Annotated in this window: 13 protein-coding genes; 4 read left to right on the top strand and 9 right to left on the bottom strand. The window is 51.9% G+C overall.

All coding sequences use genetic code 11. The features are described 5' to 3' along the window. The first annotated feature begins 143 nt into the window (after positions 1 to 143). Together EFB08_RS13995 and EFB08_RS13990 are read left to right on the top strand one after the other, a co-directional pair. Positions 144 to 1,463, top strand: coding sequence for an amidohydrolase (locus tag EFB08_RS13995; RefSeq protein WP_123127569.1), 1,320 nt, complete (start codon positions 144 to 146; stop codon positions 1,461 to 1,463). Positions 1,464 to 1,578: 115 nt separating this feature from the next. Beyond that, positions 1,579 to 2,472 carry an ATP-grasp domain-containing protein gene (locus tag EFB08_RS13990; RefSeq protein ID WP_227006338.1) on the top strand — a complete coding sequence of 298 codons (894 nt, stop codon included), beginning with the start codon at positions 1,579 to 1,581 and terminating at the stop codon, positions 2,470 to 2,472. A gap of 87 nt (positions 2,473 to 2,559) precedes the next feature. Here EFB08_RS13990 and EFB08_RS13985 read toward each other — a convergent pair whose 3' ends face one another. From EFB08_RS13985 to EFB08_RS13940, 9 genes are all read right to left on the bottom strand, one after another. After that, complete coding sequence (locus EFB08_RS13985; RefSeq protein WP_123127568.1) at positions 2,560 to 3,333, bottom strand: SDR family oxidoreductase; 774 nt, start codon at positions 3,331 to 3,333, stop codon at positions 2,560 to 2,562. Positions 3,334 to 3,578: 245 nt separating this feature from the next. After that, complete coding sequence (rplS, locus tag EFB08_RS13980; RefSeq protein ID WP_123127567.1) at positions 3,579 to 3,932, bottom strand: 50S ribosomal protein L19; 354 nt, start codon at positions 3,930 to 3,932, stop codon at positions 3,579 to 3,581. 82 nt (positions 3,933 to 4,014) lie between these two features. Continuing rightward, positions 4,015 to 4,704, bottom strand: a complete 690-nt coding sequence (trmD, locus tag EFB08_RS13975; RefSeq protein ID WP_123127566.1) for a tRNA (guanosine(37)-N1)-methyltransferase TrmD — start codon at positions 4,702 to 4,704, stop codon at positions 4,015 to 4,017. Continuing rightward, positions 4,691 to 5,284, bottom strand: a complete 594-nt coding sequence (gene rimM / locus EFB08_RS13970) for a ribosome maturation factor RimM (protein WP_123127565.1) — start codon at positions 5,282 to 5,284, stop codon at positions 4,691 to 4,693. Before rimM ends, trmD begins: the two co-directional genes overlap by 14 nt. An 11-nt stretch (positions 5,285 to 5,295) precedes the next feature. Beyond that, complete coding sequence (locus EFB08_RS13965; RefSeq protein ID WP_123127564.1) at positions 5,296 to 5,856, bottom strand: 30S ribosomal protein S16; 561 nt, start codon at positions 5,854 to 5,856, stop codon at positions 5,296 to 5,298. Between the two features lie 429 nt (positions 5,857 to 6,285). Continuing rightward, positions 6,286 to 7,020 (bottom strand): acyl-CoA desaturase, encoded by a 735-nt coding sequence (locus EFB08_RS13955; RefSeq protein ID WP_123127562.1) that lies wholly within the window; start codon positions 7,018 to 7,020, stop codon positions 6,286 to 6,288. Between the two features lie 317 nt (positions 7,021 to 7,337). After that, positions 7,338 to 8,024, bottom strand: coding sequence for an RluA family pseudouridine synthase (locus EFB08_RS13950; protein WP_123127561.1), 687 nt, complete (start codon positions 8,022 to 8,024; stop codon positions 7,338 to 7,340). Between the two features lie 108 nt (positions 8,025 to 8,132). Continuing rightward, positions 8,133 to 8,951, bottom strand: a complete 819-nt coding sequence (gene panB / locus EFB08_RS13945; RefSeq protein WP_123127560.1) for a 3-methyl-2-oxobutanoate hydroxymethyltransferase — start codon at positions 8,949 to 8,951, stop codon at positions 8,133 to 8,135. Between the two features lie 201 nt (positions 8,952 to 9,152). Further along, the gene (locus tag EFB08_RS13940) at positions 9,153 to 11,852 is read right to left on the bottom strand and encodes a putative LPS assembly protein LptD (protein WP_123127559.1); all 2,700 of its coding nucleotides are present in this window, start codon (positions 11,850 to 11,852) and stop codon (positions 9,153 to 9,155) included. Positions 11,853 to 11,919: 67 nt separating this feature from the next. Here EFB08_RS13940 and EFB08_RS13935 point away from each other — a divergent pair, with 67 nt between their 5' ends. Next, positions 11,920 to 12,696, top strand: a complete 777-nt coding sequence (locus tag EFB08_RS13935; RefSeq protein ID WP_123127558.1) for an N-acetylmuramoyl-L-alanine amidase family protein — start codon at positions 11,920 to 11,922, stop codon at positions 12,694 to 12,696. Positions 12,697 to 12,707: 11 nt separating this feature from the next. Next, on the top strand, positions 12,708 to 13,721 hold the full coding sequence (locus EFB08_RS13930) for an MlaD family protein (protein ID WP_123127557.1): 1,014 nt from the start codon (positions 12,708 to 12,710) through the stop codon (positions 13,719 to 13,721). Positions 13,722 to 13,892 lie beyond the last annotated feature (171 nt).

Here is a 13,892-nt window from a genome sequence, read left to right as displayed (position 1 = left end):
CACGCCAGCGGTACACTTCTGTTGTTTCTTATTGAAAGCAGTGATCCAACTCCGCAGCTAAAATTCCTTTTCCCGATTGGGTGGTGTACTTTTGTGTTTTCAGGCTGATTTTCCGGAATCGGCCGCTAAACAAAAGAGACCTAATGCTTTTCCATAAATCGCTTCTATTTTTCCTCACTTCTTTTCTAGGGATATCGCTTATCAGCAACGCGCAGACTGGTGCGCAAAATCAGATAGACCAGCTCGCTGATAAAGTTGAGCCCAAAGTCATCCAGTGGCGCCGCGACCTGCACCAAAACCCAGAACTAGGAAACTTTGAGGTAAAGACCGCTGAGAAAATAGCGAAGCACTTGAAAGCCCTCGGGCTGGAGGTAAAAACCGGAGTAGCCAGAACCGGCGTAGTGGGCATCTTGAAAGGAGGGCAGCCCGGACCGGTGGTGGCCCTTCGCGCCGATATGGATGCGTTGCCGGTGGTGGAGAACAACACGCATAACCTGCCCTTCCCCTCAAAGGTGAAGACCACGTTTGAAGGCCAGCAAGTGGGTGTGATGCACGCCTGCGGTCACGATGCACACGTAGCCATGCTCATGGGGGCGGCTGAGGTGCTCAGCGGCATGAAGAAAGATATCAAGGGCACTATCAAGTTCATCTTCCAGCCCGCCGAGGAAGGCTCGGCTCCCGGGCAAGTGGGCGGCGCGAAGCTGATGGTGCAGGAAGGCGTGCTGGAAAGTCCCAAAGTAGATGCCATGTTCGGGCTGCACACTCGGTCTGATGTGGAGGTGGGTACCATTACCTATCGGCCGCAGGGCATGATGGCCAGCTCCGATAACTTCAAGATCACGGTCAAAGGCCAGCAGTCGCACGGTGGAACTCCGTGGATGGGCGTGGACCCGGTGGTGACCTCGGCCTACATCGTGACCGCGCTGCAAACCATTGTGAGCCGGCAAGTGGATGTGACTAACGCTGCGGCTATCGTGACGGTAGGTGCCATCAACGGTGGGGTACGGGCGAACATCGTGCCTAGTCAGGTAGAGATGATCGGGACCATCCGGGCGCTGGACGTGCCTATGCAGCAGCAAATCCACGAGCGCCTGAAGAAAACCGCCACCAGCATCGCCACCGGCGCGGGCGCTACCGCCGAGGTTTCTATCCAAGAGATGACGCCGGTGACCTACAACCACGAAGCCCTTACCGCCCACATGCTGCCTTCGCTGCAGCGCGTGGCGGGCACTAACCAGGTGAAACTCACCAAACCCGTGACCATCGCCGAGGATTTTGCTTATTTCCAACAGAAGGTACCGGGCCTTTACCTGTTCCTGGGCGGCATGCCCAAAGGCGCAGATCCCGCCAAAGCGCCTGCGCACCACACGCCTGATTTCTACATCGAGGAAAGCGGACTTAAACTGGGCGTCCGGACCTTGGCCAACCTGGCGGTGGATTACCTGAACAATCCTCTGAAGTAGTGCTTTAGGACCATTTTTCAGAAAAGGAACTAAAAACCAGGTGCCCGGCTTTTCGGGTGGAGTTACCTGTCCCTTCTTCGTTTTTACACATCAACCTTCATATTCAAAAATTAACTTGAAACTAGCATTAGTGACCTACGAGGCCATCCACAGCTATGGCTCCTTGAGCGGCAGCGAAGACGGCGTCCTGATGGATTACCTTACAGCCAAAGGCATTGACATCACCCTGGAAGACTGGCATGACCCGGCCGTGAACTGGAAGCAGTACGATCTGGCAGTTTTCAAATCGCCGTGGGATTACTTCGATAAGTTCCCGGAGTTCTGCGCTTGGCTAGACCGCATGGAAGCGCTGGGCATCCGTACGCTGAACCCCATCTCTACCATCCGCTGGAACGCTGACAAGCACTACCTACTGGAGGTGGAGAAAGCCGGACTGCCGATTGTGCCTACTGCGTTGCTCAAAAGAGGAACCGCTGTACAATTGGAGCAATACTTCAGCCAATTCCAGACTGATAAGCTCATCATCAAACCCTGCGTGAGCGGCGGCGCTAAAAACACGTTCATTGTGTCGCTGAATGAAGTGGAAGAAGTAAAGCCGGAGCTGGAGGAACTGCTCAGAGCCGAGGATTACCTGGCGCAGCCGTTTATGCCGCAGATTCAGGAAGAAGGAGAGTGGTCGTTCCTGTTCTTCAACGGCCAGTACAGCCACTGTTTGCTCAAGTCTGCGAAAGACGGAGATTTCCGGGTGCAGCACTTTTTCGGGGGAACCATCCACCCGCAGGAAGCCCCGGCGCATTTATTGAAACAGGCTCAAACCATGGTAAACCAGTTTGCTGAGGGTTGCCTGTACGCCCGCGTAGACGGCGTGGTGGTGGGTGAGGAGCTGCAATTGATGGAACTGGAACTCATTGAGCCGTTCCTATACCTGCACACGCACCCAGACGCCCTGGAGAATTACTACCAGGCCCTGATGCAGATGATGGAAGAGGTTCCTTCCTCCGTTTCTTAGCTGATTTTAGAGAAACAGGCCTAAAACAGAAACTCCTCCCTAGCATAAACCGGGGAGGAGTTTCTGTTTTTATAGGTTGTGCAAAGATTACCCAAACAGGTTGATGCTCATACCGCCGTCCACGGCAATGCACTGGCCGGTGATGTATGCAGCGGCGGGCATGCACAGGAAAGCCACCGCCGAGGCCACATCCTCGGGGTTGCCGATGGTGCGGGTAGGGGTGCGGCTCAACACACTTTCCAGATACTCCTGGTTCTGCAGCACCTGATCCGCGAGCGGGGTTCTGATGTACCAAGGTGCCACGCAGTTTACCCGTATCCCGTCCGGCGCCCACTCGCCCGCCAGGTTCTTGGAGAGCTGTACCAGTGCGGCTTTCGTCATGCCGTAGATAGCGCCGGTGCGCACGTGCCCCAATCCGGCCACCGAGGAGACGTTCACCACATTACCTTGTGGGGATGCTTTCAAAAACGGATGCGCTAATCGGCAGAGTTCAAAGGCCGAGGTGAGATTGGTGTTCAGCAGGTAGCTGTATTCTTCGTGCGTGTACTCGCCAATTTTCTTGCGGATGTTGGTGCCCACGTTGTTCACCAGGATGTCTAAGGTGCCCCAGGTGTTCTCCACCAGTTGCAGTAGGTTGTGACGGTCAGCGGATTGGCTGACATCGGCCACCATGCCGGAAGCTTTCAGGCCCCGGGCGCGCCAATCGGTTACGGCTTGGTTTACCTCCAGTTCTTTGCGGGCCACGATAAGGACTTCAGCCCCAAAGGAAAGTAACTCCTCGGCAATGGCGGCGCCTATGCCTTTGGTGCCTCCGGTAACCAGGGCGCGGCGGCCCTCTAAACTCCAACGGTTGTTCTGCATGGTCGTCTTGATAGAAATAGTTGTTTCCGAGGGTAAGTCTACGCAGAAAATGGCAGAAGGGAAAGAAAGCCTCAGAAGCCAGAAGGATTGCCTCTGGTTTTTAGCCTGCTTTCAGGAAATTAGCCCCTAAACTCTCCTAGGTCAAACGCAATGCTATGGTTCTGGAAGGGCAACAAAAAAGCCGGTCTCGGATGAGAACGGCTTTTTCGGAACTAAAACTATAGGGAAAACTAACCCAGTGGGTATTAGCTTCTTTTTTCTTTGATACGGGCGGCTTTACCAGAAAGACCTCTCAGGTAGAACAGACGAGCTCTTCTTACTTTACCTCTGCGGATTACCTCAATTTTCTCGATGTTTGGAGAAAGAAGCGGGAAAATACGCTCGGTTCCGATTTGGTTAGACACTTTTCTTACAGTGAAAGTCTCGCTAGCGCCGGAGTTTCTGCGTTGCAATACCACGCCTTGGAATTGCTGGATACGCTCTTTGTTACCTTCACGGATCTTCACGTGAATATTCACTGTGTCGCCAGCAGCAAAAGTAGGAATTGAAGCACGCTTCTCTGTGTATTCCTGCTCTACTAATTTAATTAAATCGCTCATGACTATAATATAGTGTCTTTTTATCTGCAAAATTCGGAGTGCAAATATAGACGTTATTTTTCTAATTGTAAATCAACAAGTACTAATTTTTTTCATCGCGTAGCAAATCCGGCCTTAGTTGGCGGGTACGCTGCACGGCCTGCTCAAACCGCCACTCCTCCACTTTGGGGGTGTTGCCAGACAGCAGGATGTCTGGAACGGTATGTCCTTCGAAATCAGCGGGCCTTGAATATACCGGAGGCGCCAGCAGATTGTCCTGGAACGAGTCTGAGAGCGCACTGCTCTCATCATTCAAAACACCTGGAATCAACCTTATGAGCGAGTCTGCCAACACGGCTGCCGCCAGTTCTCCGCCCGACAACACATAGTCGCCTATGCTGATCTCGTGGGTCACAAACAGGTCGCGTACACGCTGGTCTACGCCTTTGTAGTGACCACACAGGATGATGATGTTCTTCAGCATAGACAACCGGTTGGCCATGGGCTGGTTCAGCGTCTGGCCGTCTGGGGTCATGTAGATCACCGCATCATAGGTGCGCTGGGCCTGAAGTTCCCTGATGCAGGTGGCAATAGGCTCAATCATGAGCACCATGCCAGCGCCTCCGCCGAAGGCGTAGTCGTCAATCTGGCCGTGCTTGTTGATGGCGTATTTGCGCAGGTCATGCAGGTGTACTTCCACCAGACCTTTGTCCTGGGCTCTTTTTAGAATAGAGTGGTCAAAGGGGCCGGTGAGCAGGTGGGGCTGGCAGGTGATAATATCAAACCGCGTCATCGTCTTCGTCTTCCTCACCCTCTAAAGGCGGTTCTTCCAATTGGCGGTTAGAAGGTTGGGTGTAGACTTCCAGCAGGCCCTCGGGCAGGTTCACGTAGATTTTTCGCTCCTCTTTGCTGGTGCGCAAAACAATCTCGTCCTGAACCGGAATAAGCACCTCGTGGCCCTGGTAGTCCATGGCCAACAGATCCTGGTTAGGCAAGTCAAAAAACGTCTGTACCGTACCCAGTTCGCCCAGTTGTTCGTCTACCACCGTGTACCCAATCACCTCATGGAAGTAGAACTGGTCTTCTTCCAACTCGGGGAGTTGGTTCAGGGGCAGGTAAAGGGCGGTACCTTTGAGTTTCTCGGCATCGGCTACGGTGTTCACATCCTCAAACTTGATGATGCTTTTGCCTTTGTCCTGCGGGTTGAGGTCATCAATGAAAAAAGGAACCAGTTTCCCGTTTATCAACAGGAAAACTGATTCCAATTCATCGTACTCTTCCGGAAAGTCCACGTCAAAAAACGCGACTACCTGGCCTTTGGTGCCATGCGTGCGAACAATATACCCCAATTGGAAGCATGCGTCTAACGTCATGGCCTGTAAAATTAAGCTTGAGCTTCTTCAGTAGCGTCAGCAGCCGGAGCATCAGCAGCGCCTTCAGTGGCATCACCTTCCGCAGCAGGAGCTTCTTCCGTTACTTCTGGAGCAGGAGTGTTCTTGATGCGGATTGCCTCAGCACGAGCAGCGTTTACTTTCGCTTCAGCATCTAAAGCAGCTTGTCTCTGAGCAGCTTTGTCAGTTCCTAATCTTTCTACCTTACCAGAGATTTTGGCTTCTTTGGCAGCTTTCCACTCTGCATAGCGGGCATCAGCCTGCTCTTGCGTCACGGCGCCTTTCAATACACCAATCTGTAAGTGTTTTCTGAACATAACACCCGTGTAAGAAAGCATGGCTTTCACGGTGTCAGTTGGTTGTGCACCTTTCAATACCCAATCCAACGCTTTGTCTTCGTTGAAGTTGATAGTGGCAGGGTTTGTCTGTGGGTTGTAAGTACCCAATTTCTCGATGAAACGACCATCACGTGGTGAACGAGCATCTGCAACTACGATATCATACATCGCAGCTTTTTTGCGGCCTCTGCGGGCCAGTCTGATTTTAACAGCCATAGTAAACTTTGTTAAAGCGCCGGATCCCGTCCGGCATTGGGGTGCAAATGTACGGGAATAATTTTGAAACTGCTAATAGATTGATGATGAGAATATTTGTGGATATCGTTTTAGGGCCGTTTTCAGCAAAACAGCCTTAAAAGTGCTTATCCTTAAAGAAATCAGAATAACCCTGCCGCTGCGCCAAATCAGGATTTTGCTTGATAGAAGCCCTTTTCCTGTATTTGCAGAGGTTAGGCATAGCTGTGCTTTAAGGCTGTTTCTAGAAATCACCTTAAAAGAGGGTATTGTCGCCGCAGATTACTTGAATGGGGCCAAGCCATCCGGGCCTCTGCCAAACAAAAGTCTCCAAAAAGGAGAGTTAAGATAAAGCAGAAAGGCGCTTCCTGAGTGGAAGACGCCTTTCTGCTTTATCTAAGAGGCGGATGGCTACGCCGTAGCTTTCTTCAATTTAATAATCCCGATTTTGTCTAGAGTCCAGATCACCGGATAGGTTGGGTCTACTTCCCACCATTTCACCCCGAAGTTCACTCGATTCGGCAATTTGTGGTGATTGTTCTGGAATAACTCTCCGCCAGTCAGGAAATCGAAGAACAGGGAGTTCCGGGATTTGTCGTTGTTATCGAAGTTCTGGTAACCGTATTTATGGCCGCTCCAGTTCACAATGGCTCCGTGGATCGGGCCCATTAGAAAGTGCAACGGAAGCAACAGATACATCCACCAGTATTCTGCATAGTTTATGTAGATGAGCACGTAAATAACGCCCCAGGCCAACCGCGAACCCCAATGATCACCAATATTTTCCACAACGCGCCAAACGGGGTAATTGCCGTCAAACCGCATCTCTGGTTCCACGCGCTTGTTCAGGAAATCATTGTAGATGTTCTTGGTTTTCCACATCATGGTAAAGGCATTGCTGGAGAAGTGCGGAGAGTGCGGGTCACGCTCAGTATCTGAGAAAGCGTGGTGCATGCGGTGCATGATGGCGTAGGCCCTGGGTGATAGGTAAGAAGAACCCTGGCTCAGGTACGTCAACAGGAAGAAGAACTTCTCCCAGAACACATTCATGGTAAACATTTTGTGGGCGGCGTAGCGGTGCAGGTAGAAGGTCTGCACAAACAGCGACAAGTACCAGTGGGCTACAAAAAAGAGGATGATGATCATGCTGGGTGATGCAATTAATTGTTAATCCAAAAAGGACAGGCTCTATGAAAACAGTCCTGCGGTAAATAAGTTCACAAAGCTACAACGCAAGAAGCAAAGGCTGCAAAAGACAAACCGCTTAATTCCATAAAAGTGACGAGAATCATTTTAGACCCCAATTCCCTAAAATGGCCCCAAATCATAATTCCCTTGAAACACGGCTTTTGAAAAAGGCAGAAGGTATATTCGTTTCAGGCTTATTTCAGGAAAACGAACCTAAAAACGGAAACTCTTTATGAGGGGTTTCAAGCCGATGGCAGAAATAATAAAAGGCTGAATCAGGGTTGAAAAGGCTGCCAGGCGGTCAAGCGAGGGAGAGGGGCCTGTACCGTCACCCAGGTTTTCAGGACAGGGTGCTCAAAGCCCAGTTCCCGGGCGTGGAGGCAGATGCTTTTGTCAGACATGGGCTCGGGGGCGCCATACCGGAGATCACCCAGAATAGGGCATTTCAGAGAGGCCAACTGCACCCGTATCTGGTGTGGACGACCGGTGACAGGACGTACCTCCACCAGGTTTTTGCCGGCCATTGATTTCAATAAAGAATAACTGAGCTCGGCCCGTTGGCTGCCAGGTTTCTCAGTGGTGAGGGCTTTGGTGGTGTTGCGTTCCGAGTCTTTGATGAGCCAGTGCACCAGCGTACCGCTCTCGGGCTGAGGTGTGCGTTGCGTGATAGCCCAATAGATTTTCTGCGTCTTGCGGGTTTTAAACTGCTCGTTCAGCCGACTGAGGGCCTTTGAGGTTTTGGCCAACAGCACTACGCCGCTTACCGGACGGTCCAGCCGGTGCACCACCCCCATGAAGACATTGCCCGGTTTCTGGTATTTCTGTTTGATGTACTCCTTGGCCAGTTCAGACAACGGAACATCGCCGGTTTCATCGCCCTGCACCAACACGCCGCTGGGTTTATTCACCACCAGAATATGGTTGTCCTCAAAAAGTACGTCTAGCTTGATTGGGGCGGGCATTCTGTTTTGGAGCTGTTTTTGGGATATAGGCCCGGAAACGGAAAATTGTTGGTTGTTAATTGCTGATTGTTGTATCCTAAGGAACAATCAGCAATTAACAACCAACAATTAATACGCTTCTTCTTCTGTGGGGAAGTTCAGGGATTTTACGTCTGAGATGTAATTGCTCACGGCACCAGTAATGATCTCGTGGAGCTCGGCGTAGCGGCGCAGGAAGCGGGGTTTGAATTCCTTGGTGATGCCCAGCAAGTCATGAATTACCAGTACCTGTCCGTCTACATGCGGACCAGCGCCGATTCCGATGATGGGAATCTGTAACTCTTGGGCTACTCGTTTGGCCAGGGAAGACGGAATTTTCTCCAGCACGATGGCAAAACAGCCCAGTTCCTGCAGCAGGCGGGCATCAGAGAGGAGTTTCTCGGCCTCGGCCTCTTCTTTGGCGCGCACCGAGTACGTGCCGAATTTATAGATAGACTGCGGCGTCAATCCTAAATGCCCCATCACCGGAACCCCGGCGCTGAGGATACGGGTAATAGAGTCTTTGATCTCCTCGCCACCTTCCAGTTTCACGCCGTGGGCTCCAGATTCCTTCATGATCCGGATGGCTGAGCGCAAGGCCTCCGAAGAGTTTCCCTGGTAAGAGCCGAATGGCAAATCCACGACCACAAACGCGCGTTTCACCCCGCGTACCACTGACGATGCGTGATAGATCATCTGGTCCAGGGTGATGGGAAGGGTGGTCTCATGGCCTGCCATGACGTTTGAGGCAGAGTCACCCACCAATAAAACATCTGTTCCGGCGGCGTCCAGCAGGGTGGCCATGGAGAAGTCATAAGCCGTGAGCATGGAGATTTTCTCCCCGCGCTCTTTCATGCTCTGCAACTGATGGGTGGTAACTATTTTTACCTCGCGTTTCTGAACCGACATAATAAGTAAGGTTATTGCCTTGGGCAAAGGTAAGGAGCGGGAATTTAGGAATCAGGAATTATAAACCAGAAATTCTGCCCCTCGGAAAATGCCATGACCAGCTTTGGGTGAACAGATCCCTGGTTCGTTTTGAGGCGGTTTTAACAAAAACAGGCGAAAAGCAGCGGGGCCATCTTCTGGAAGATGGCCCCGCTGCTTTATTTAGTATGGTCGTCCGGTGGCGCTGCTGCTGCGTCTTAAGCGCAGGTCCTGCAGCAGGGCGGACTTGGCGTTGATGTTGATGGAGTAGCGTTGCAATACCCCAAACGGCACCCAGTCTATGGACATCTGCCAGCAGTGCAGGTCACGCACAATGCCTATGTTGGTGTAGCTCAGAATCCGGTTTTTTAAGTCGTAGCTGGTGGTGTAGTTCACGGCCCATTTATCGGTAAGCGTCACCGAGCCGTTAATACCCGCCGAGGTGGCGTTGTTGACCAGTTTATCGGTGAGCAGGTCACGGGTGAAGTTGGAGGTCAAATCCACCGAGAGAGTCCAGGGGATGTTGAATTCCACGTAGTCAGCGGCAGTGAGGTTACGTTCCAGGGCAGGCAGGTTGGTGGGCGGCGCAGCACCGGATTGGGCTTGCTGCTTGCGGGCCTGCTGATTGAACTCAAACCCGGTGTTGAAGTTCAGGTTCATCAACCGCGCCAGCCGGAACCCTCCACCTTCTAACAGATAGACGTTTCTTCTCACCCCATTCACGTACTGGTACGGGTCAAAGCTCCCCGATAAGGTCACCCCCACGTTATTGAAAAGCTTGGTAGACAAGTTCACGTTGATGTTAGAAAGCTTGAACGAGTCGGCGGCCATGTTGTAGGAACCAGAGAAGTTGAAGGCATCAATCAAACTCACTTTCTTGAATACGCCGGCGCTGTCTGTCTTCACTTTCATCTCCACGTTGTTGCTGATGGAGAACGATAGGGCGCTACTCAAACCCGGGCCAGGTACGTTTCCTTCCAATCCCTGGAAGCGGGAAAGCAATTGCGTGTTGCCAAGGCTGTCGCGCTGTACCCGCTGGTAGAAGCCGTACTCGGCCCGTCCGAAATCCGGACGCCAACTGTAGGAAAGGTTAGGGGTGAACGTGTGCCGAATGGCCTCAATCTTCTTTCCTTTGATCTGGGCAATGCCGTACAAGTTGGTGGTGAGGGAAAGACCGCCCTGGTATTGGTAGGTGCGCTGCAGCCCATTAAGGGTGTCTACCGCCAGCAGGTTTGACCCCGGAATGTTGCGGTACGAGTATTTCTTGGTGAACCAGCTCTCGCTGTAGCTCACGCCTGGGGTTAGTTTAAAGTACTTGAAAAGGCTCACCGTTCCCAGCGTGATGGGAATGTCATGGTTGATGCTGGTGCGGGCGTTCCGGAAGATCTCAGACAGGTTAGAGCCGTTGATGGCCAGAACCGTATCGCGGCCCGGGCGAGTGGTAAACGGAAACCCTAAACTGGACCCTGCGGAGATACTGTTGGTCACATACTGCCGTGCATTCAGGTTATACCCAATCCGGATTCCTTCAATCCAACGGCCGGTGAGCGTACCCCCGAACCATTCAATAGGGCTCTGGCTGGCAACTCCGAAGCTGAAGTCTGGCAGGGTGAAACTCATTTGCTGGGCTGGCACCAGTTCCCCGGCTTCGTTGTACTGGGTTCTGGTGGTCTGGCTTTGCGAGATCGTGACGCCGTAGTTGATGGGCGAGTTGGGGCTGCTCTTGCGGTAAGATACCGTGGAATTAAAAGCCGGCGACAGGGCATTCTGGGCGCTGGTGGAGTTACGCTGGTTGTAGAACTGGCTACCAGCGTTCACGCTTGCCGAGAACTGGCCTTTGCCCGGTTGGGTCACGGGTTGGTGGCTCCAGCTGATCCAGATGTCGCGGGAATCTGAGTTGTAATTGTATTCAGGGCTGGTGGTCACGCCCACGCCTACGTTCTCACTGGCCCTGATAAAGGTGTGGCTCACTGAGAAGTTACCGTTGAATTTATAGCGTTTGGTGTAGTTAGACTGCACCCTCAGACCGTAGCCTCCCAGCGAGAAGATATCACCGGTGATACGCATGTCCATGTACTCGTTCATGGCCCAGTAGAAACCGCCCTCACGCAGGTAGAACCCCTGTTGGTTTGATTCCCCGAAGCTGGGGATGATAATGCCTGAACCTCTTTTACGCGGAGAAGGAAAAAAACCAAACGGCAACCCGATAGGGGTGGGCACATCGGCAAACACCAAGTGGAAAGGACCGGCCACTACCCGGTCATTAGGGATCACCTTCATCTTGGAGGCCTTGATGTAAAAGTGGGGGTGCTCCAGGTCGCAGGTGGTATAGCGGGCATGCCGGCCGTAAACACTTCCCAAGGAATCCCGTTTGATGGTCTCGGCGTGGATGTAGCCTTCACCCTGGGTAGTGATGGCACCAATCACGCGGCCTTTCTTGGTTTTGTAGTTGTAGGCCATCTGCTCGGCCTGGTACGTTTCGGCGCCGTTTTTGAATAAAGGCTTGTTTTGCAGGACTCCAGCGGTGTCCCGCACCCCTTCGGCGTTGATGATATTGGTTTTCCAGTTGATCTGGATATAGGCCGCGTCCAGGGCTACTTCGCCGTAATCAATATGGGCATCTCCGTAGAGGTGCATGATCTGGCTTAGGGCATCGTACCGGATAGAGTCTTTGGCCTTATAATTGATTGTGGTCTCAATATCGCCGCGGGCTTTTGCGTTGGTAGTATCAGGAGAGGTGACGATAACAGAGTCGGCCTTGGGAATTAAATTGGCACGGTTACGGTTAGGACGAATTTGCGCGCTTCCCTCCGTAGCGGAAAAAAAGGCAATCACTGAAAACGCGGCGATTGCCAAAAACAGGAGGGATCTCTTCTGATTCAAGTAATTTTTTTGTTATTTTGTTAACTGTGACAAAGTTATTAACAATAGCTTTTAACTAACGCATCTCGTGAAAAATATTGTCTCGCTTACCGTTTTTGCATTGTTGCTCTTCTCTTCATTCACTACGTTTGATCGGAAGGAGGTAAAAATAAGGACAGTGGTAATAGACGCCGGCCACGGCGGCAAAGACACGGGCTGTAACGGTGCCTCGGCCAGAGAGAAGGAAGTTGCCCTGAAAGTGGCCCTTAAAGTTGGGGAACTCATGGAGGAGAACATCCCCGATGTGAAAGTCATCTACACCCGCAAAGATGACCGTTTTGTGGAACTGATTGACCGCGCCGGCATCGCAAATAAAAACCACGCCGATCTGTTCATCTCCATCCACTGCAACTCTGGCCCCAGTTCTGCCTACGGTACCGAGACCTACACCATGGGGCTTCACAAGACCAGCGGCAACCTGGCCGTAGCTACCCGTGAGAACTCAGTAATCTTGCAGGAAGAAGACTACGAGAAAAACTATAACGGCTTCAACCCGAAGTCACCGCAGAGCCACATCCTGTTCAGTTTGTACCAAAGCGCCTACATTGACAACAGCCTGCGGTTCGCCCAGAAGGTGGAGAAAGAGTTCAAGTCGAAGGTGGGTCGCACTAGCCGCGGCGTGAAGCAGGCGGGCTTCCTGGTGCTCTGGAAATCGGCGATGCCCAGTACTTTGATTGAGATCGGTTTCCTCACCAATCCGCAGGAAGAGAAGTTTCTCAACGATAAAGCCAACCAAACGTATATGGCATCAGGTATATATCGAGCTTTCAAAGAGTACAAGCAAGAGCTTGAAGCCATGAACTAAACACTACCCCTGTGAAATTTTCCAAAGAACTCAAAGTAGCGCTGCTGGGCCTTGTGTCATTGGCAGCACTCTACGTGGGCTTTCTATTTTTAAAAGGAAGTAATATCCTTTCCTCTACCCGCACCTATTACGTGGTCTATGACCAGGTAGAGGGTCTGGCGGTCTCTAACCCGGTTCTGATCAACGGCTTCAGGGTGGGATTGGTGAAAAATATGGTGCTGGATCAAAAGAAAGGCAACAAGATCCTGGTCACCCTAGACATTGAGAAAGACATTGACGTAGGAGACTCCACGGTAGCCATGCTGGTAAGTTCAGACTTGTTGGGCAGCAAAGCGGTGGAGCTGTATATGGGCCGCAACCGGAGCCGCTATGAAGGCGGCGAGTACCTGATTCCCTTCGTGAAGCGAAGCATCACTGATATGCTCTCGCAGCGCGCTATGCCGGTTCTGGGTACAGTAGACACCACGTTACAGCGGTTGAATGCCTTTTTAGACAAAGACGCCAAACAGAGCATCCAGTCTATTTTGCTCAACGCCCAGGCGACTTCTGAAACCCTGCGGGCCGTGGCTCTCGCGAACCAGGGAAACATCAACGAGATCACCAGCAATCTGGCCCGGCTTACCTCTTCCCTGCGGGGCACCGAGGCAAAGTTCAGCCAGTTGGCCAGCAATCTCAACACCCTTACAGACACCATAGACGTAAATTCTATGAACAGCGCCATCAGAGGGTTAGACAGTACCATTGCGCAAGCCCAGCAGACGATGAGCAAGATAAACCAGGCAAATGGCAGCCTGGGCAAACTCATGAACGACGACTCGCTGTACCGAAACCTCAACGGATCTACCGAGAGCCTTAATGCCTTGCTCATGGACCTGAAAGCCAATCCTAAGCGCTACGTGCACTTCTCATTGTTGCAGATTGGCGGGGGCACCAAGGTGGACAAAGCCTCTAATGTGAAGGAAGCCAACAAGGTGAAAAACGCGACCAATGTTCAGAATACCGGCGAGGTAGATCAAAAGAAATAATCCATTTTACCTCTTGAGAAAGCGTTTTGGTGCCGTTTTATGCAAAGCGGGGCCAAAGCGCTTTTTTATTGGCTTCCGTAAAGGGAAGACAAAAGCCTAACAGGTGTTAGCTTTTCTTGGATTTTGCTATATTTGTCCACCCCGCTTCGGGCGTAACCCCTAACCACCCGC

This window comes from Rufibacter latericius (assembly GCF_003721515.1).
Lineage (GTDB): Bacteria > Bacteroidota > Bacteroidia > Cytophagales > Hymenobacteraceae > Nibribacter > Nibribacter latericius.
This window is presented reverse-complemented; position numbering and strand designations above follow the sequence as displayed.